At 47.1% G+C, this 20,233-nt stretch carries 11 protein-coding genes and 1 pseudogene; 6 read left to right on the plus strand and 6 right to left on the minus strand.

Features of this window, described 5'->3' with window-relative positions:
* Window positions 1-213 precede the first annotated feature (213 nt).
* Both MC7420_RS35735 and MC7420_RS27165 read right to left on the minus strand, forming a co-directional pair.
* A complete protein-coding gene (locus MC7420_RS35735; RefSeq protein WP_006104642.1) occupies window positions 214-5,679 on the minus strand; it encodes a PAS domain S-box protein in 5,466 nt (1,821 codons plus the stop codon).
* Window positions 5,680-5,881: 202 nt separating this feature from the next.
* On the minus strand, window positions 5,882-7,126 hold the full coding sequence (locus tag MC7420_RS27165) for a PQQ-dependent sugar dehydrogenase (RefSeq protein ID WP_006104631.1): 1,245 nt from the start codon (window positions 7,124-7,126) through the stop codon (window positions 5,882-5,884).
* 166 nt (window positions 7,127-7,292) lie between these two features.
* Here MC7420_RS27165 and MC7420_RS27170 point away from each other — a divergent pair, with 166 nt between their 5' ends.
* On the plus strand, window positions 7,293-8,507 hold the full coding sequence (locus MC7420_RS27170; RefSeq protein ID WP_044210077.1) for an RNA-guided endonuclease InsQ/TnpB family protein: 1,215 nt from the start codon (window positions 7,293-7,295) through the stop codon (window positions 8,505-8,507).
* A gap of 51 nt (window positions 8,508-8,558) precedes the next feature.
* Here the strand turns inward: MC7420_RS27170 and MC7420_RS40545 are convergent, their stop codons facing one another.
* Entirely contained in the window at window positions 8,559-8,846 is a 288-nt protein-coding gene (locus tag MC7420_RS40545) for a hypothetical protein (RefSeq protein ID WP_157453353.1), read from the minus strand.
* Window positions 8,847-9,300: 454 nt separating this feature from the next.
* On the opposite strand from MC7420_RS40545, the gene MC7420_RS27180 reads away from it, so the two are divergent.
* From MC7420_RS27180 to MC7420_RS27195, 4 genes and pseudogenes are all read left to right on the plus strand, one after another.
* Window positions 9,301-9,714, plus strand: coding sequence for a 4a-hydroxytetrahydrobiopterin dehydratase (locus tag MC7420_RS27180; protein WP_006104611.1), 414 nt, complete (start codon window positions 9,301-9,303; stop codon window positions 9,712-9,714).
* A 199-nt stretch (window positions 9,715-9,913) separates the two neighbouring features.
* Window positions 9,914-10,174, plus strand: a pseudogene (locus MC7420_RS41885) (RRXRR domain-containing protein); the annotation flags it as partial.
* A gap of 260 nt (window positions 10,175-10,434) precedes the next feature.
* Window positions 10,435-11,400, plus strand: coding sequence for a phosphoribulokinase (locus MC7420_RS27190; RefSeq protein WP_006104584.1), 966 nt, complete (start codon window positions 10,435-10,437; stop codon window positions 11,398-11,400).
* 257 nt (window positions 11,401-11,657) lie between these two features.
* Window positions 11,658-13,184, plus strand: a complete 1,527-nt coding sequence (locus MC7420_RS27195; protein WP_006104614.1) for an RNA-guided endonuclease InsQ/TnpB family protein — start codon at window positions 11,658-11,660, stop codon at window positions 13,182-13,184.
* Between the two features lie 58 nt (window positions 13,185-13,242).
* Here the strand turns inward: MC7420_RS27195 and MC7420_RS27200 are convergent, their stop codons facing one another.
* Window positions 13,243-14,328, minus strand: a complete 1,086-nt coding sequence (locus tag MC7420_RS27200; RefSeq protein ID WP_006104583.1) for a Fe(3+) ABC transporter substrate-binding protein — start codon at window positions 14,326-14,328, stop codon at window positions 13,243-13,245.
* 236 nt (window positions 14,329-14,564) lie between these two features.
* Between MC7420_RS27200 and dprA the strand changes: the two genes are divergently transcribed.
* The gene (dprA, locus tag MC7420_RS27205; protein ID WP_006104602.1) at window positions 14,565-15,689 is read left to right on the plus strand and encodes a DNA-processing protein DprA; all 1,125 of its coding nucleotides are present in this window, start codon (window positions 14,565-14,567) and stop codon (window positions 15,687-15,689) included.
* Between the two features lie 302 nt (window positions 15,690-15,991).
* Here the strand turns inward: dprA and MC7420_RS27210 are convergent, their stop codons facing one another.
* Together MC7420_RS27210 and MC7420_RS27215 are read right to left on the minus strand one after the other, a co-directional pair.
* Entirely contained in the window at window positions 15,992-16,630 is a 639-nt protein-coding gene (locus tag MC7420_RS27210; protein WP_006104575.1) for a Uma2 family endonuclease, read from the minus strand.
* 419 nt (window positions 16,631-17,049) lie between these two features.
* A complete protein-coding gene (locus MC7420_RS27215) occupies window positions 17,050-20,178 on the minus strand; it encodes an NACHT domain-containing protein (protein ID WP_006104540.1) in 3,129 nt (1,042 codons plus the stop codon).
* Window positions 20,179-20,233 lie beyond the last annotated feature (55 nt).

Below are 20,233 nucleotides of genomic sequence, written 5' to 3' on the forward strand. Positions count from 1 at the left end.
ATAAAAAATACTGCGACTGGAGTGGATATAATTTGACCCTACTCGTCCAGTATCTCAGAGACAGACAACAACTGTCGGTGATGTCTGACCGACAAAGACGTGATATCAGGTTCGTCTAAACCGTTATCATATCCTTCTCCCTTCTATTATTGATCTGCCTTGGAGTCTTCTGCCTTCAGATAGGAGAACCCTGAAAAAATGCAGTAGCCAATGTTACCGATGCAGATACTGTTCAATGAGCGTCACCAACTTTTTCAAGCGAATCGGCTTCGCCATATACTCCGTTGCCCCTGCTGCCAAGCATTTTTCCCGATCCCCCGGCATTGCCAACGCCGTCACCGCAATAATCGGCATCCGAGGTAAACCACTGTCCGCCCGAATCTGGCGAGTTGATTCTAAGCCATCCATTTCTGGCATTTGAATATCCATTAAAATTACATCCGGTGTATGCTGCTTGGCTTGTTGCACCGCTTCAATCCCATTTCTAGCTAAAACCACCCGAAACCCTTTACTGTGCAAATAATCCGTCAAGGTGATAATATTTGCCTCATTATCTTCTGCCAATAAAATTAACGGTAACTGTTCCTCAACCACAGGCGGATGTATCTCCGGTGGTGTGGTAAACAACTGACTCAATACTGACTGTAACTGGGGACGAGAAACAGGTTTAAGTAAATAGTCAGCCGCCCCTAATTCTAAAGCCTGAGTCGGATCATCGACAACAGAAACCACAACAACGGGAATGGATTGAGTGGCTGAATTTTCCTTTAACTGCACCAACACCTCCCAACCGGAAATATGCGGCAGTAAAATATCTAAGATAATTACATCCGGGTTAAACTGTTGCACCGTATCAATAGTGCCTTCCCCTTGGGGATGTATCAAAACAGTGATGCCTAATTCTCCCAGATACCGGGCAATATGGTTAGCTGAAGCATCGGAATCTTCCACCACTAAGGCTTTGTGAATCGGCGGCAATTCTCCAACCATCAGTTTAGGTTGTTTCAGTCTTTCCCCGATACGACTCGAATGTTTCCAGGGAAGGTTTACCGTAAAGCAACTACCTTTCCCCACCTCACTTTCCAAGGCAATACTCCCCCCTTGTAATTCCACAATTCGCCGCACTAGGGCTAACCCTAACCCGGTTCCCGCATAGCGACGAGAGAGACTACTATCTAATTGGACAAAGGGTTTAAACAGTTTATCCAGGTTTTCTGGGGCAATGCCAATCCCGGTATCGGTAACACTCAACTGCAACTTTTCTCCATCAGGATCAGTGGTAACTTGCAACGAAACCTTACCCCCATCAGGCGTAAATTTTACCGCATTACTTAATAAATTGACTAACACTTGGCGGATGCGCCGTTCATCCACTTCAATCTCGCTTAATCCCGGTGCAATGTGGTACTCGAGTCGAATATTTTTTTGCTGCGCCTGCTGTTTAATAAAGGTTAAACTCGATTCACACAGACTGTCTACAGAGACAAGGGAAACCGATAGGGACATCTTCCCCGACTCAATTTTAGACAGATCCAGAATATCGTTAATTAAGTCTAATAAATGCTTGCCACTTTGTTCAATGGTTGCCAATGATTTGTGCTGTTTGGGGGTTAATGAACCATACACCTCTTCCTGGAGTGCTTCCGCTAACCCCAGAATCGCATTTAACGGAGTTCGCAACTCATGACTCATACTTGCCAGAAACTCATCTTTTAACCGAGTCGCCCTGGCTAATTCCGCATTGGCGAGACTAATCCGTTCATTACTTTCGCGTAACTGTTTTTCGGCTTGCTTGCGTTCGGTGATATCATAAACTAAGGCACAAGACCATAATAAGTTTCCCTGGTCATCGAGAACGGGACTGGTGGACATATATGCCCAGATCGTATTACCGGATTTTGTGCGTAATTCAACCTCTTGTCGATGAACCTGGTTTGGATGCAGAGGGATACTTGAAGCGGAAGTGAAACGATTATCTCCAGGGGGGAGAAAATCCGCGATCGCATGTCCTAATATTTCCACCTCGGTATACCCCAACATCCGTGCCATTGCCTGATTAATGTAGGTGGTATTCCCTTGGACATCGGTTACCCAGATTCCTTCTTCGGCGAGTTCCACAATTTGGGCATAGCGCGTCTCGGTTTCCCGAATCTGAGATTCTAACTTCTGGTTGAGGCGTTTAATCTCATGTTCCGCCTGCTGACGTTCGGTAATATCGGTGAGAAAGGCAATCACAAAGGTGCCATTCTTGGTTTGAATCGTACTTAGTCCCACTTCAATGGGAAATTCAGTTCCATCCTGACGTTTGGCATACAAATCTTGGGATTTCCCCATGGTTCGTTTACTGGGATGGGTGAGATAATCCGCCCGATGATGAGTATGGATGGAGTGATAGCGTGGCGGCATTAAGTATTCAATGTTGCGCCCAAATATCTCGGTACGATTATAGCCAAATAAGTCTTCAGCTTTGGCATTAAAGACAATAATTTCTCCCTGGGCATTAGTGACAATAATCGCTTCGGATGCCGATTCTAGGAATGCCCGAAACTTCGCCTCACTATCCCGCAATTCCGCTTCTGTCGCTTTGCGATCGCTAATATCTTCGACGACAGCCAGGGCATAGTTGGGTTTGTGTTCTGAATCACACACCCGCGAGATGGAAATATAGACCCATCGGTATTGTCCATCGTTACGGATATACCGTTTTTCCGTGGCATAGGTGGACGTTTTCCCAGACATTAACTGCTGTAAATACTCAATATTCTGTTCCCGATCATCCGGGTGAGTAATATCTTGTACCCGCCGCCCCACTAATTCAGATTCAGGATACCCGGTAATCTCACAGTAGCGTTGATTCACCCGCAAGAGTTCGCCAGAAGAAGGTGTGACAAGGGCAATCCCCACCGAGGCTTGTTCAAAGATAGCCCGGAAGCGTTCTTCACTATCATGTAATGCCCGTTCTGCTTGTTTGCGTTCGGTAATATCATGAATAATCGAAACCAGAAAAGTACGGTCTTGAATCTCAATCGCACTGGAATACACTTCCACCTCTCGAATCTCTCCCGACGCCAGACGGTGAGGAAAGACAAAATAGGTTCGTTCCTCTAATTTTGCCCGTTTCATCTCCGCCTGAACTTGAGGCAATGGCAGACAATTGAGATCCGTAATCGTTTTGGTGATTAACTGCGATCGCGAATACCCATAAAACTTAACCGCCGCCCAATTCGCATCCGCAATCGCCCCCGTTTCCGAATCAATTAACAATTTAATCGCCTTACTCCGCTCAAACATGGCACGAAACCGGGCTTCACTGTCTCGTAGTGCCGCTTCTGCCGCTTTGCGATCGCTAATATCGGTGTGGGAACCCACCATCCGCACCACTTTACCCTGGTCATCCCACAGGGCTTGTCCACGATCCAAAATCCATTTATAGGAGCCATCTTTACACAGGAGGCGATGCTCGCTACTGTAATAGGAAGTCTTGTGATCAAAATGGTCTTGAATCAGCCCCATCACCCACTCTAGGTCATCAGGATGGACTCGTTTTGACCATTCATCTAGGTGATTGGGAATTTCATCCTCCTCATAGCCCAACATCTCTTTCCAACGGGGCGAAAAGAAAACGTCATTAGTTTTCACATTCCAATCCCAGATGCCATCACTATTCCCCCGCAAGGCTAAATGCCAGCGTTCCTCACTCACCCGCAAGGCATCTTCAGCTTGTTTGCGATCGGTAATATCAGAGGCAATCCCATCCAGTCGCAGGGGATGACCCTGCTGATCATACGTCACCCGTCCCCGATCATAAAGCCAGCGAATCTCTCCATCCGGTCGCTGAATCCGATATTCTAGACTGTATGTACCTTGTGCCAGTAACTGTTGATGAAAGGGACTAACCTGGGCATAATCATCCGGATGAACCACCCCTAGCCGCAGGTGAGGATGATCAAAAAAGTCTTGTACCAGACGCCCATAGACGGTTTCTGTGGCTGGACTTAGATACAGCACCTGATCAGTCGTCGCGGAGATTGACCAGACGACATCATCCAGGGCATTGAGAATACTATCTAAGCGCTGTTTATTTTGGCGCAATGCCACTTGGGTTCGCAATGCCGAGATCCCATAAGCCAAGTCATTTGCCAATTCGGTGAGTAATCTAACTTCAGCCGGATCAAAGGCGTCAGGTTCACTGGCATAGATATTTAATGCTCCCAGACAGGTTCCTTCTACAATTAAGGGTAAGGCAATGGATGCCGCATAACCCTGTTGACTCGCCGCATCTCGCCACAGCCGATAACTCGGATCAGTGAGAATATTTTGGATAATTCTGGGTTCTTGGGTGCGAATCGCGGTTCCAGTCGGTCCTGTACCGCGTTGATTATCCCCCCAACTAATCTGTAAGGCTTCAACGTAACCCTTCTCATACCCCGCTTGGGCAACCGGGCGCACAGTTTTAGCATTATCATGTTGAGCAAACCCAATCCAGGCACAACGATAGCCACCGAAGTCTACTATAATTTGGCAGATATTATGCAGTAGGGTGGGTTCATCGGTAGCCAAGACTAAAGCCTGGTTGCATTCACTCAGGGTTCGCAGGGCGCGATTGGCGTGATAGAGTGCCTGTTCTGACTGTTTAAGTTCTGTGATATCCTGAGCTACAACCATACCAGCGATGATTTCACCCGTCTGGTTTTTCAGGGGTAGACCATGGATAATAAAAATGCGATCGCCAAAGGGCATTTCCTGGGTAACGGTTTCGCCAGCTAAGACTTGGCGATAGAGAGGTTCTAGCTGGGTACAGGTTTGGGGAGGTAAGCATTCCTGTATGGTGTTCCCTTCTAATAGGGTTTTGGATAAACCAACGCTAGCTAAACCACTGCCATCTGCCAGTAAATAGCGTAATTCATGATTAAATAGAAGGACGGCTCCATTGGGGAAATTTTCCACGACTGCCCGATAACGAGCTTCACTCTCCCGCCAACGGCGATCGCTCTTTTGTAGATGGTGTTCTAAACGGTAGGATAGGTAAGCAGCGAGAAGGGAACCACCGATACCAATAATCGCTGAAAGTGCCAAGATTGACCCGGTAAATTGGCGCTGTTGGTCTAAGGTTTGCTTGAGTTGCGTCTCTTCCTGTTGTTCAGTGATCTGAAACTGCTGGATTTCATCATTGACTTGATCCATGACTTGTTTCCCCTCCACCAGTTGATCGATGAATTCTGGGGATTCCGTGGCGGTTTCCGGTTTGGCATCCACTAATCGGAGATTGCGTTGTAGCAAACTGACTCTCGCGGTAGCTAATTCACGAATCCGTTGCAGGCGATGGGCTTGGGCGTGTTCCTGGGCAATAAGTTGGCGCAATTGCTCCAGAGTTACCGGAATTTGCGCGATCGCGGATTCATAGCGATCCAGAAAGTCTTGACGGCGGGTAATTTCATACCCTCGGACAGCAGTTTCGGCTTCTAGGAGATCGGAGTGTAAGCTTTTTGTTTCCAGACGCACCCGTTGGGTATGTTGCAACCGAGTTTCAGCTTGGGCGGTTTGGAATTGCAACCAGCCAAACGTGGCGAGTGAGGTGACTAGACAGGTGACAGGAATCGCCAGGATCAACTGGCGTTTTTGTTGACGGGAAATCGGGGTCCGGCGAGATAGTCGAGGTTGGGCGAGGTTGCTATCCATGCTAGGTGCTGCATCCGAAAGCTGATTCCACTCCTATCTAGCATAGGAGGAAGTTTAGAGTTTTGACCCCTCGCTTCGGAAAGTATGGTTGGTAGGGGCGGGTTTCACGACTATCGTTTACGAAAGCACCCAGATGTAACTAAACCCGCCCCCAATAAGTTGTGAATTACAACAATCGCCGATAAGTTTACCTCTAGCATAGTTAGCCAGGAATTGGTTCGATGCGGATCAGTTGTCCATTGGCTTCATCGGTGAGAATGTACAATAATCCATCCGGACTTTGGCGCACATCCCGCACCCGTTGACCGATATCGATGGATGTCTCATTGACGACATTGCCGGATTCATCAAGTTCAATATGACGGACATCCCGCGAAACCAATCCTCCCGCAAATAAATCACCCTGCCACTGGGGAACGCGATCGCTATCATAGATAACCAAACCGGATGGTGCGATCGCTGGAGTCCAGAGGAGTTTGGGATCGACCATTCCTGGACGAGACTGCTGATTGGAAATGATTCCCCCAGAATATTCTCGGCTATGGGTGACGAGGGGCCAGCCGTAGTTTTCTCCCGCTTCCACCAGATTCAGTTCATCGCCGCCTCTAGCACCATGTTCAGTAGACCAAATCCGACGGGTTTGGGAATCGAAAGTGAGTCCTTGAATGTTGCGATGTCCGTAACTCCAGATAGCTGGATCAGCGTCTGGGGATTCGACGAAGGGATTGTCATTGGGTATTGTACCATCGTCGTTGAGGCGGATAATTTTACCTAAATGACTGCGGCGGTTCTGCGCCTGTTTACGGATTAAATCACCGTCGAGTTGAACGGGTGGATTTCCCCCATCACCGATCGCGATCAACAGGGTATCGTCAGGTAACCAAACAATGCGGGAACCGAAGTGCTGTCCCCCCGATTTAAGCTGAGATACCTGGAAAATTACCTCTACATCACTGAGGGCGCTACCATCAAATTTGGCACGGGCAACTCGTGTATGATTAGTCTGGCGCGTGCCGTGGGAATAAGTGAGATAAACCCAAGAATTCTCAGAGAAGCGGGGATGAAGCGAGACATCCATTAACCCACCCTGCTTCACCGCAAAAACCTCTGGCACCCCAGCGATTGGTGTGGGATCAAGTACCCCATCGCGGACAATTCGCAGTTGTCCCGATCGCTCCGTAATCAGTATCGCACCATCGGGTAACCATGCCATCCCCCAGGGATGATCTAACCCTTCGATGACGGTGGTTTTCTGGACACCTTGAGGAGTGGCGACTGAATCAGCCGACACTGTTACATCGGGCGATGAGGCGGAATCCTCCGATTCGGGTGGAGTTTGGGAAACGGTAGCGGTATCGGATGGAGGGGGAAATGCACAACTGGTGAGCGTCACGAGTGCGATCGTACTTCCAGTTCCTTGGATCAGGCGAACGATGTTGAGGTTCATAATGATATTCCGTCTGATGTGGTTGGGCGTATTTCCCACCCGAATCGCGAGGGGCTACCCCTTCAACGAAGTAAGGGGTAGGGGGATAGCGGAAAATGCGAGGGGTCAATCCCCGAAGTATTTTCAATCTCTCTCTTTCTATCCCATGAGGTGGTATAGTTTAGCCATGAAACAAGTTCTCACAATAGTTGTAAAGCTCCAGCCCTCTCCTGAACAAGTTGCCTTCTTAGAGGCAACTCTTCAGGCGTTTGCGGACGCTTGTAACTACGTGAACGAAAACACAAACCCTAAGCTGACCAACAAAATTGCTATCCAGTCCTTAGTCTACCAAACCATCAAGAAAAAATTCAATCTGGTGGCTAACATGGCAGTTAGGGCTTGTGCGCGTGTAGCTGCTAATCGCAAGGTAGCCAAGCAGAAAGGTAAACCTGTTAAAAGATTTGCCCCAAGCAGCATGGACTGTGACAAAGACTTGTTTCGCTTCCGAGAACAAGACTGGACGGTAAGCCTTGCTACCGTTCACGGCAGAGAGCGAATTGAGCTGAAGTCCGGGAATTACCAAAGGGGAAAACTCAAAGGGAGAAACCCTACTTCTGCTCAACTGTGTAAGCATCGCGATGGTCAGTTCTACCTGCACATCCAAATTAAAGACGAAGCTCCCGACTCATCCGTGAAAGACTTGGTGATAGGTATCGACTTGGGACGCCGAGACATTGCAGTTACATCAGAGGGCAAAAAGTGGGACGGTTTGCACATTCAGTCAGTACGAGATAAGTTTTATCAAGTTAGGGCGTCTCTCCAGAAAAAAGCCTCGAAAGGCACGAGGACGACTCGGCGCAGATGTCGAGAAGTCTTGAAACGGCTGTCGGGACGGGAAAGACGCTACCAGCAATGGCTTAATCACAACATCTCCAAATCAGTGGTCAGACGAGCAGTTGAGTATAGTGCCTCTATTGCTATAGAAGACCTTACGGGAATTAGGGAGAGAACCAACGAGCAACCCAGAAGCAAGACGGAACGTAGACGCTCAAATTCATGGGCATTCTACCAACTGCGAATGTTCATTGAGTACAAAGCGCTTGGGGCAGGTGTTCAGGTTATCCCTATCTCCCCTCGCTACACCTCCCAAATGTGTCACAATTGCCTACACATTCACCCGGTAAAAGGAAAGTCTTACCGTAGTGGCAAGACTTTCAGGTGTGGGCATTGTGGTTGGCATGGAGATGCCGACTTTAATGGAGCCAATAATATTGCACTTGTGGGGCTGTCTATAAACCAGCCTGGAGGCACGGGGTTATCGTGCAAGCTAAGCCGAACTATTAAGTATGTTCAGCGTTCGACTGAGCGCTCACGCCGAAGTCTTAGCTTGTTCGATGACTGAGCGGGCTACTAAAAACCCAGACCTCAGCTCTTAGCAGGTCTGGGTAGTTTATTATAAAATGCTGGAAGGACAGTAATTCCACCGCTTGTATATAACTGGGGTGTTGGGGGAGAGCGATCGCATGAAAGTGACAAACAAGCCAAAAGCCATTCCTGCAATTCCCCAACGAACTATTTTGAACGCTGGGTGATCAATGAATCCAACCATCGGAGGGAGCAAGACAACACCTATCAGGAGTGCCATTAATGCAGCAGAAACGTTTGTCGTAAAAAACAGTAACCCGATCAGGATAAACAAGACGGATAACACCCAGAGCGCTGCCTTTCCCAGAGTTTGCATATTAATAGCTTTTTGTATAGTCCTGCCTAAAATTTTAAACTCAAAAGATGTACAACTCCCTCGCGATAGCGATCGCTCCCATGATCGGGTACTGTCAGGTGTGGGCAATTCGGTGTCCCCGGAACCTATAGCTGTGGGGTTCCTGACGACCAATAACCAATAAAAAAGAGAGCCACTCAAAGGACTCTCCCAATTATCAGGGTGCATCTATCTATCACACTATATCATTTTTGGTATTAGGGGTGTCACCCCCCCTTTCTAAATTTTTCCTAAGCTAGGTTCGTAGTCGGCACGAAGCGCGGCATTCCTCCTCAGATAGATGCTCTGACAAGTTGGGTTATCGACCAAAAGTTACACCGTGGACTTATACCAAGACAGAATTACTTATGGGTAGGTTTGTCTAGGTTTTTAGAAGCGGTATGTGAAAGTGATTGCAGTTACCAGGATAATCACGATGGCTCAATTAAACCAACAAAAATGCGAAGCTTGCACCAAGAATTCATCCCCCGTTAGCCAAGAGGAGATCGCCAAACTGAAACCGGAAATTCCCGACTGGAACCTAATTCAGCCAGAAGGGGAAGCCCACTTAGAACGGTCTTATGAATTTCCCGATTTCAAAACAGCGATCGCCTTTACCAACCGTGTGGGTGAAATTGCCGAGGAACAAGGACATCACCCCGCTATTTTAACCGAGTATGGTAAAGTCACTGTAACCTGGTGGACTCACGCCATCTCCGGCTTACACAAAAACGACTTTATCATGGCGGCAAAGACGGATGATATCGCTAGTCAGATGGCTGGTTCAACAACCCCAACCGACTTCGTTGAGGTTGGGGATTGCCGGACAAACGGCAATTTAAACCGTTGAATACCGCATTGAGTCTCGGTTTGGCACAGACACCCGGATACTTCCCTAGTCCGGATCAAATCTAAAGCCTTTTGTCGGGCTGTTGTAAGACAAGACATCTTAACCGAGATGGCGGGAAGGGACTACATTTCGACTTATCTCGACTTCGCTCGATACAAGTCGCTCAATGTAAACACTTTCACTCGTGAGGATTATCTCCATGCTACGAGTACCAGTTCTATCAAAGAGAAGATTCAATAACCGTAAACAGGGTAAACTACCTCCCTCTATTCGAGCCAACAGGCAGTTGGAGTTACGAGTAGTCAAACAACTGTGCCAACTATTTCCGATTAGTGCGATTCACTACGAGCTAGTCATGGCTGACGTAGATAGGACTAGCGGAAGAAAATTAGCACGATCCGGCGTTGGCTTCTCCCCGGTCATGGTGGGACAAGGACAAATGCTGACTTGGTTATCTGAAAGCGACTTGGGCAGTTTACGGCTAAAAAAGTCCGATTGTTGCAGCGAAGCACAGGATTAATTGTCGCGCCTTCAGTTGGATTGTCAAACCTAACCGCATCGAGCGGCGCGGTTTGACTCCTCTATCCCTCTCCACCCTCCTGAGCCTGCGAAGGATCTGCTGAGGGTGGAGTCTCACGAGGTTTTTGATGACAAATATCCCCTTCCCACCTAGAATTATACGAATCAGGAGTTCCCTAATTTTATAATCATCGAAGACCTATGACTCATCGCCCTATTATCCTCGGTATTGTCGGTGATAGCGCTGCTGGTAAAACAACGCTAACACGAGGAATTGCTCAAATCTTGGGCGAAGATGAAGTCACCATCCTCTGTACCGATGATTACCACCGCTATGATCGCCAGCAACGGGCGCAAAAAGCGATTTCAGCCCTCCATCCTGACTGTAACTATCTAGATATCATGCAGCAGCATCTGGGTTTGCTGCGAACGGGACAATCGATTCTCAAACCCATTTACAACCACAACACGGGTACCTTTGAACCACCGGAGTACATTCAACCCCGACGATTTGTGATTGTTGAAGGATTACTCGGGTATTCCACTCGTTTGGCGCGTGAGTGCTTTGATGTCAAGGCATTTTTAGCACCCCCAGAATCGCTGCGGAGTGAGTGGAAAGTTAAGCGGGATACGCGCAAGCGAGGGTATACGGATGAACAGGTACTCGAACAGTTGAGAAAACGGGAACCGGATTCGGAGGAATTTATCCGCCCCCAGCGTAAGTGGTCAGATATTGTCATCAGTTTCTATCCTCCTGACGAATTATCTGACGAACAGAGGGATTTAATGCTGAATGTGCGGTTAGTCCTCAGACCGACGATTCCTCATCCAGATTTTACCCGACTCCTGAGTCCCAGCAAATCCCATCTAAGTACAGCCATTCGTCTGGAATTAGACCGAGATATGGGTAAGCCTGTGGATGTCCTGGAAGTTGACGGTCATGCGACAGAGGAACAGGTGCGGGAATTAGAGCGGATTTTATGTAGTGAAATTCCTTACTTGGGTAAATACTGCACATTAGAAGGTGATCCCAATATTGGTAAGGTTACGGGAACCACAGGGGAAACACTCCAGAGTTATCCCTTAGCCTTAACTCAATTGTTGATTACCTATCATATGCTGAAAGCGGCTCATATTTATCAATCCAGTGAACCAGCGTTAACCTGAAATTTCCCCCAGGCAAAAATTAAGCTTTCCCAAGGGAGAGTGAACGAATCAACGTCTTATGATAACTTCACAAGAAGGATGGAAAATCGCCTAAACTGAAGAGAAGTCGCGATCGCTCTTTGTCCTCACTCGCTTGTCTGTGTTTAGCCATCTACAGCATTTCTCAGTCTAGTGAGGTACAGTAACAAGACGAGGTTAGCCTCTGTGAGTGCAAAAGTCTTATTCTCAATGTACCTCACCAGCATGGAAAACGCTGTATGATTTTAAGCTACGTCTACAAACTACGTCCATCTGGCAGTCACAGTGCCAAGATGGAGTCGTGGCTTAATATGCTACGCAGCAGTTACAACTGGTGTTTGGCTGACCGAATTGAAACCTATCATCAACAGTTTATCCAGGGACTCTATTGCAGTTTAAGGACTAAAGCCGAAGCTTACCCATTGACCTGCTGCATCGTCAAAAACGGCGCAACAGGGAACCCCTGGAAAAACAATGGCAAAAAACGCAATGCTGGCACAATCCAAGACGCTGCACTGGTAGATCTCAAAACGGCCCGTCCTTGGTATAAATCAATAGACTCGGACGTATTGCAACGCAATATTGCCCGGTTGAACACCGCCTATAAAAACTTCTTTGATGGGCGGGGTTTTCCGGCGTTTAAAAACCGCAGTAACTTCCGGTCGTTTGAGTATAAGCCGGGTCGGGTTAAGTTCAAGGGAAGTAAGGTCTATCTGCCTAAAATTGGCTGGATGCGCTTTTTCAATTCCCGCCCTATCCCTGATGGATTTGCTATTAGGAGTGTAACGATTCGCCGCAGAACCGATGGATGGTTCATAAGTGTGCGCCTGGAGGACAAGTCAGTCCCAATGGCTACCCCTCGACCAACATCCGAAGTAAAAACGGCGGTTGGGCTGGACATGGGGTTAACCAAGTTGGTGCATTGCTCAGACGGAAGTGATATCCCCAACCCCAGGTTTGCCACCAACCAGAAGACTAAGCGGACTCTCTCGATTCGCCAACGGCGTGTCAGCCGGACAAAGAAAGGCTCGGTGAACCGTAAGAAACGGGCTGCTGAAGTAGCCAAGCTACACAGTAACGTCTTTAACCGCAGGAATGCCTACCAGTGGCAGGTTGCTAACAAACTTGTCAAAAAAGCCGACGCCTTTGTAGTAGAAGATCTCAACATTCAAGGAATGGTGAGGCGGTGTAAGCCTAAGCCAGAGGAAGAGACAGGACGGTTTTTGCCCAATGGTCAATCAGCCAAACGGGGATTGAACCGTTCTATCCTGGATGCTTCATGGGGAGAGTTGATCAACAAGATTCAGTACGTGGCTGTGAAGTCAGGAAAGGTCTTGCTCAAAGTAAACCCGCGAGATACATCCAGAGAGTGCAGCGCCTGCGGTCATATCGATGAAGCTAATCGGGACAGAGAGCGGTTTATCTGTACCAGGTGTGGTCATTTTGACCACGCTGATCAACAAGCTGCACGAAACATTAAGCGTAAAGCCGTTGTTGAATATGGCTTGAAATTAGTAATAAGAAAGGTACGTCGGGACTCGGCGAAACCCAAGCAGTTAACCCTGTTTGAAACGCCCAGCACTGAATTAACAGTGCCTAGCCCTGAGCGACTTGTACCGAGCGAAGTCGAGGTAAGTCGAAGGGCTAAAAGGAGAAAACACGACACCCGCAAGGGTAAACGTCGTGTGCCTGGGAACCTGGGAAGACAATTAGAGCTATTCTCTCAGGATATGTGGAATGTGAGTTCCGCAGAATCCCCCTTTTAGAAAAAGGGGGAGTGTCAAAACTTTCTCATCTTCCCCCACTGGGATTAAAGGATTAGGATTATTTCCAACCTGCCCGATCCATTAGCTTAACCGCTTCTGGGTTCTTTTCCCCATAACTGACGACATCTAATTCTGATTCCTTAAAGTCGCTAAAGTCAGCCACAACAGGATTGGGTTCCATATCCGTCACCACAGGATACTCATTGGCTTGATTGGCAAAGATTTCCTGGGCTTCTGGCGTCACCAGGTACTCTAAAAATTTGACCGCATTCTCTTGGTTCGGCGCATTGGTAACCACACCGCCACCACTGATGTTGACATGAGTCCCATCGGCGCTTTGATTGGGAAAGAACACGCCCACTTGTTCCGCTACCTCTTGATCTTCCGCCGCATCGGATTTTTTGAGACGGGCTACATAATAATGGTTAACGATCGCGACATCACATTGACCAGCAGCTACGGCTTTAATTTGCGCGGTATCATTGCCTTCGGGAGGACGGGCAAAGTTATCGACTAAGCCTTTGACCCAGTTTTCTGTCTCTTGTTCTCCTTTGCCTTCGATTTTAGAGGCGACTAAGGATTGGTTGTAGATATTTTCGGAACTGCGGATGCACACTCGTCCTTTCCATTCGGGTTCGGCTAAGGCTTCATAAGTGGAGAGTTCCTCTGGCTGAACGTTCTCTTTGTTATAGACAATGATTCGCGCCCGTTTGGATAACCCAAACCATTCTCCTTGGGGATCACGGAGATTGGCGGGAACGGCTGCTTCTAAGGTTTCTGAGGAAACGGGTTGCAACAATCCTTCCTCTTGCGCCCGCCACAGGCGTCCCACGTCAACGGTAATTAATACGTCCGCCGGACTGTTTTCGCCTTCACTCTTGATTCGTTCAATCAACTCATCGGCGTCTCCTTCAATCAGGTTCACTTCGATCCCCGTTTCTTCGGTGAAGTTGTTGTAGAGGGCATCATCGGTGTCATAATGACGGGCGGAGTAAAGGTTAATTTCTCCTGCATCGGCTGTGTTTTCAGCCGCGCCATCTGTACTTGCTGTATCGGCGGGTTCGTTGGGACTTGAACAGCTTGCAACGACTAACAGGGCGAGTCCAGAGCAGAGTCCAATTATACTACGTCTAGTAATTTTCATTAGTGAACCAGTCTTTTTGTGATTTAGGTTGAGTCCCAGTGAGCCGCGACCCTTGATCAGTGACCCGTTGCTATTGCCAGGGGTTCACTCAGGGTTACGATGCTGCACTGGAGTAGACAGATGATTATTGTACCTGTTAATGCAATTAATTCTTAATTGAGTTCTAATTAGAGGCTGTTGAATAAGTATTGTGGTGGGGAGAGGCAACTCTTAACACTGATAGGGAGGATAATCTGTTGGCAGACGATCGCGCTTATTGGTTAGCTTGGTCACAAGTCCCGCGTGTGGGACCGGTGTTACTGCGACGCCTACAGCAGCATTTTGACACATTAGCAGAGGCTTGGGCGTCTCCAGGGAGGGAGTTGGGTCAAGTGGAAGGGTTTGGGCGGCAATTAGTTCAGGCTGTGGAGAAGACGCGATCGCATCTCAATCCCCAACAGTTTCTGGAACAACACTGTAGCAAAAATCCCTATTTCTGGACACCTGCTGATCCGGATTATCCCCGCTTATTGTTAGAAATTCCCAGTCCGCCGCCCGTATTGTACTATCGCGGACAGGTGGATCAGCAGGAAAATCAGGGGATGAAACCCATGGTTGCGATTGTCGGAACTCGTGAACCGACGGATTATGGCAAGCGTTGGACGAGAAAAATTAGTGCAGCGCTGGCGAAAAAGGGCTTTACTGTAGTATCTGGGATGGCAGCCGGGATTGATACCGAAGCCCACAAGGGATGTTTAGAGGCGGGTGGGAGGACGGTAGCGGTTTTTGGCACAGGAATTGATGTGATTTATCCGCCTAGAAATAAACTCTTGTACGAGACGATTTTAGACCGGGGATTGGTATTAAGTGAATATCCGGCTGGAACCAAGCCCAATCGCCCCCACTTTCCCCAACGCAATCGCATTATTGCCGGGTTGAGTCGGGCGGTTTTAGTCATGGAAGCGCCAACGAAATCAGGGGCGTTGATTACGGCGTATCAAGCCAATGAGTTTTGTCGGGATGTGTATGCGTTACCGGGTTCCTTAGATAATCCCAATGCGGTGGGATGTTTGGGATTATTGAATCGGGGAGCAAGTGTGATTTTGAGTGAAGGGCATTTATTAGAGATGTTGGGGGCAATACCGGAATTGGATACCGGGAAACAGTTGTCTTTATTTGAGCCAGAACCTGTTAAAGCGACGCCGAAGTTAGCGCCAGAATTAGCAAAAGTATTTCAGGTTTTAGGGATTGAACCGACACCCTTGGATGTGATTGTTCAGGAAACGGGGATGACAGTGGCGGAGGTTTCCGGTGTTTTATTGCAGTTGGAATTAGAGGGGTTAGTGTCGCAGTTACCGGGGATGTTATATCGGCGAAATTGAATCATTATTTTATCGTAGGGGCGCACAGACGTGCGCCCGGTTTTGGGTTGTGTACCCGCACGTTTTTATCATTTCCCCCTCATCCCCTAACCCCTTCTCCCACCCAGGGGAGAAGGGGAACCGGACTCTCTTGCTCCCCTCTTACTCCCCTCTCCCAAGCTTGGGAGAGGGGCTGGGGGTGAGGGCTGGAAGTTAGCGTTCGCGTAGCGTTCTCAAAGGGTAGCGTAACGCACAATAACTTTTGTCGTAAGTGATGCGAACGTTTATAGCGCTAAAGCGCAACTACGAACCTCTAAATTGCCTTAAAGACTATCTGGATCAATATTCAACTCCCGCAATTTTGCCGCTAACCGTTCAGCGCGTTGCGCTTCTTGTTCTCGCTGTTGTTCTAATTCCAAATAGGACAAAAATCGTTGCCCATCTGGTCGATATAATTCTAACCCTGCTTCGGTTAATTCAAACCGCACCGTTAAGCAAGGACTGACCCAGCCGGACATCGGTTCAATGACTTCTAATAATCCCTCTATTCTTTGCCACCCTCTCAAGTCTTTGTTGTCTGGATCATAGAGGTAATATTCTTCGACACCATAACGATTATAAAATGCCAGTTTTTTATCCATTTTAGTCTGGCTGTCATGATAGGAACGGATTTCAAAGACAACCTGCGGCGGGATATTATTTTCGCGCCATTGTAGGTAGGAACGGCGATCGCCTTTCGGTACGCCAAACACAACCATTACATCGGGCGCTTGGGAGATGGTGTTATTGCCTTCAACTGGATACCAAAGTAAATCTCCGGCGACAAAGACATTCGGGTCATCTTTAAATAAAGCATCACAGCCGCCTTGGATTTTGGTAATCCATTGATATTGAAGGGTGCTGTCTGCTATGGGTTTACCATCACTAGAGGGATAAATAATTTCTTCTTTGGCGAGTGTCATAGTCTTAAAACCTAAGTAGAATTTACTTAGTCATAAGTTGTTGTGTTGTCGTTGAGGGATATTGATTAAATTGTATCAAAATTTGCCTCTCTAATAAGATTCTCCTGTAGGGGCGACCCGCTGGCATAAATTGACAATTGTATCTATTCAATTTGAACGGATCGTTCTTTGTTTTCAGGGGAAGTCTAAACATCTGAGTCGGGGCGGGTTTAGTCAAATCTGGGTGCAACCAAAAAGATAGTTGTGAAACCCGCCCCTACACATTTAAAACGAATGTCGCTGATTTAAGTTCGTAGTAGGCACTTTAGTGCCAGAAGCGCTAAAGCGCTGACTACAAACTCTAAAGTTAGTGCCATTTCACTTAACACTAACGTTGTTTAGATTAGATTGTGCAAACAAAATTTATGTTTAAAATTATATCATATATCGCTCTTTGGATTATCTAATTTTGCTAATTTATTCTGAGCAAAATCCCTAACTTGTTCATCAGGCTCATTTTCTGCTCTGTCGCGCAGCAAGGATAGAGTCTGGGGATGTTTAGGATATTGTTTGATAATGATTTCAAGTGCTATTTGCCGAGGATTGTTTTGCCCGTCTTCCTCTCGCACAAAGGGATCATTGAGAGCGCGATCGCGTAATAATTCAAATAGCCATGGCTCATCTTTCCAGCCTTTGGCTAATTCTTGCACCGCTGCACGTCGCACATGCCAATCGTCATCAAATTGGGCTTTGTGTTTGAGAATAGGTAAAGTTTCTGGGTCATCTTTCCAGCCTTTGGTTAATTCTTCCACCGCTGCCATTCGCACAGCCCAATGGTCATCATATTCGACTTTTTGTTTGAGAATAGGTAAGGTCTCTGGGTCATATTTCCAGCCTCTGGCTAATTCTTCCACTGCTGTAATTCGCAAACACAAATCCTCATAAGATTGGGCTTTGTGTTTCAGCCAAGGTAAGGTATCTGGAGAATCATGCCAGCCTTTGGCTATTTCTTGCACCGCTGCACTTCGCACAACCCAATCCTCATAAGATTGGGCTTTTTGTTTCAGCCAAAGTAAGGTATCTGGAGAATCATGCCAGCCTTTGGCTATTTCTTGCACCGCTGCACGTCGCACAGCCCAATGGTCATCAAATTGGGCGTTGTGTTTGAGAATAGGTAAGGTGTTTGAGTCATCTTTCCAGCCTCTGGCTAATTCTTCCACCGCTGCACGTCGCACAGCCTCATCGTCATCAGATTGGACTTTTTGTTTCAGCCAAGGTAAAGTGTCTGGAGAATCATGCCAGGTTGTCGCAATTGCCGCAACCGCTTGGGTGCGAATTTCCCGAACTAAATCGGCTTCCTCGTCAAAAGGTTCGTAATAGTAATGTAAGTCATACTGGATTAACCCCTTAATCTGGTTCAGTAATTGAGTTACCGTTGATGCAATAACCGAACGATTCCTCACCTCAGAAAGACAATCCGCCGCTAGAAACACATTAATAAACTGTTCCGCTTCCCCCGACTGATTCCTCAAATAATCTATAATCTCCCCAGCTAACTTGGGTTCAATCATCCCCACAATCAGCCGTAACACTTCATGCCAAGACTCATCCTGCCAATGCTTGCCAAAAACATCGGTTTTCAACTCCTCCAGAGAAATTGTTCGTTCCTTCTCAAACTGCCAAACATATTCCCAGGCGCAGAAATATTCCAAAAATGTCCGATGCACAAAGGCATAATAATCCGCCCCCATGAAACATAAGATAAAATTCCGTTCCCGCAGTTGCTTAATCATCACCCTAGCCACCGCCCTGGGATTATTAATATCGAGAGTTTTCAGATAATCGGTCAAAATTCCTTCTAACTCATCCGCCGCAATCAGATTACCCGCTAACCCTTTCTCTGCTGCTTGCATCTGATCAGCCACCTTACGCAGCATCGCCTGCTTATCTTTATAATCAATGGTTTGAATTTCTAACTGCTGATGTTCGACTAACGCCCGTTCCACATCCCATTGATGCAGCAATACCCGCGACGCTTGGTTATATAATTCTGGTCTATCTCTGGGTAATTCCTGATTGCGATTTAATATTGCCATCATAGTTAGCAACAAAGGATTCCCAGCCAGTTCACGAATCGCTTTTGAGGTGTTAATTGCCCGTTGCAGTCGTTCTCGCTTCCTCTGTTTATCGGCTTTATCGGTAAAGGTTAAATCATGCCAACGGGTAATAAAGTCCTGAATCTGATCCGCCTCTAAATCTTGCAACATGAAGTGATAAAACTGGGCATCTCGTAACCGTTGTGGTTTATAACCAATCACGCGAGACGTAACAATTACCCGCACATCAGGATAGTTATTGGTGAAGCGATGAATATCAGTAATTACATCCTCCCGTTTTCCTGGATCAAATACCTCATCCAAGCCATCAAACATGACCAAAGCATTTCCGGCTTTTAACTGTTCCACCAGTTGATACTGATTCAGATGACAGACAATCCCACTACTATCATGGAAGAATTCCAGGAAATTCTTACATTGTCCCACATCGCGATTTCGCATGTAGGTGCGTAATTCAATCAGCAGCGGAATCGGCTGTAAATTAGCGTCGTTGGGTGCAGAATTTGCCCAATCTAATGCCAAATATTGCAATAAGGTAGACTTACCTGAACCCGGATCACCGAGAATCACCAGATAGGGATAGTTATCGTTATCTTGAATAATTTCTCTGATAGAACAAATCGGCTGTTGAGAATAAACCTGTTTATAGTCGGTTAACTCTTCGATGGATATCTCTGTATCAAGTTGATTACTCTCTCGCAGTCGCCGTTGATGTTCCTTGGGGAGTTCATAGACTTGGGGGACTATCTGATGAACTTGTCGCACATTTTGCGGAATGAAGACTTGCCAGAGTTTCAGTTCATTATAGGCGCAGCCTGTTGTGTCTAAACTGGATAGGTTTAAGTTGCTGTAGCGTTCCCGTAAGCCTTCTTGATATTTGGTTAAATTAAAATCGGGAGAAACTCCGGCAATTTCTCGAACCTTTTCTTCTATGGATTCCTGAATCTCTAATTCTAACAGTTCCTCTAACTCTGGCGAATTCCTAACAATGCGTCTCACATCTTTAACATATTGCTTGGCAATCCCATCCCAGTTAAACCCAGTTGGCATATCGGGCGAATAGCGCTGTACCCAAATGCTTCTTAATTGATTGGCGTCGATGACGCGACAATTTTTCTCAAAGGCTTTTCCCAATAGGGGTTTCACGTCGTCATCTCGGATAAACTGCTCAATTGCGACTTGATAGGTGTCGCGGATTTCTGCGCCGCTTAAGTCACATTCAAATAGTTCATCTTCGATTATTGTCAAGAATTTAGCTAAGACTTCAAGTAAGGCGTTTTTGAGGACATTCGGTGAGGCTAACACTACCCCCTCTGGGATGCAGTCTTTGAAAAAATCACTAACGTACTCTTCCAGCTTTTCCTGCTGTAGTTTCAACCAAATCTGCTTGAGTTCTAAGTTTTTAACGATTAAAGTACCGACACTACTCAACGCTGTCCCCGGTTCCACCATGGCGCAATTCCTACAGTAAACTCATTTTTACCATTTTAGGAAAGAATACGTTGGA

Source organism: Coleofasciculus chthonoplastes PCC 7420, assembly GCF_000155555.1.
Taxonomy (GTDB): Bacteria; Cyanobacteriota; Cyanobacteriia; order Cyanobacteriales; family Coleofasciculaceae; genus Coleofasciculus; species Coleofasciculus chthonoplastes_A.

Bases quoted from the DNA above. Each gene is read 5' to 3' on its own strand.
- MC7420_RS35735 (WP_006104642.1), bottom strand. From the start codon at position 5,679: ATGGATAGCAACCTCGCCCAACCTCGACTATCTCGCCGGACCCCGATT.
- MC7420_RS27165 (WP_006104631.1), bottom strand. From the start codon at position 7,126: ATGAACCTCAACATCGTTCGCCTGATCCAAGGAACTGGAAGTACGATC.
- MC7420_RS27170 (WP_044210077.1), top strand. From the start codon at position 7,293: ATGAAACAAGTTCTCACAATAGTTGTAAAGCTCCAGCCCTCTCCTGAA.
- MC7420_RS40545 (WP_157453353.1), bottom strand. From the start codon at position 8,846: ATGCAAACTCTGGGAAAGGCAGCGCTCTGGGTGTTATCCGTCTTGTTT.
- MC7420_RS27180 (WP_006104611.1), top strand. From the start codon at position 9,301: ATGGCTCAATTAAACCAACAAAAATGCGAAGCTTGCACCAAGAATTCA.
- MC7420_RS27190 (WP_006104584.1), top strand. From the start codon at position 10,435: ATGACTCATCGCCCTATTATCCTCGGTATTGTCGGTGATAGCGCTGCT.
- MC7420_RS27195 (WP_006104614.1), top strand. From the start codon at position 11,658: ATGATTTTAAGCTACGTCTACAAACTACGTCCATCTGGCAGTCACAGT.
- MC7420_RS27200 (WP_006104583.1), bottom strand. From the start codon at position 14,328: ATGAAAATTACTAGACGTAGTATAATTGGACTCTGCTCTGGACTCGCC.
- MC7420_RS27210 (WP_006104575.1), bottom strand. From the start codon at position 16,630: ATGACACTCGCCAAAGAAGAAATTATTTATCCCTCTAGTGATGGTAAA.
- MC7420_RS27215 (WP_006104540.1), bottom strand. From the start codon at position 20,178: ATGGTGGAACCGGGGACAGCGTTGAGTAGTGTCGGTACTTTAATCGTT.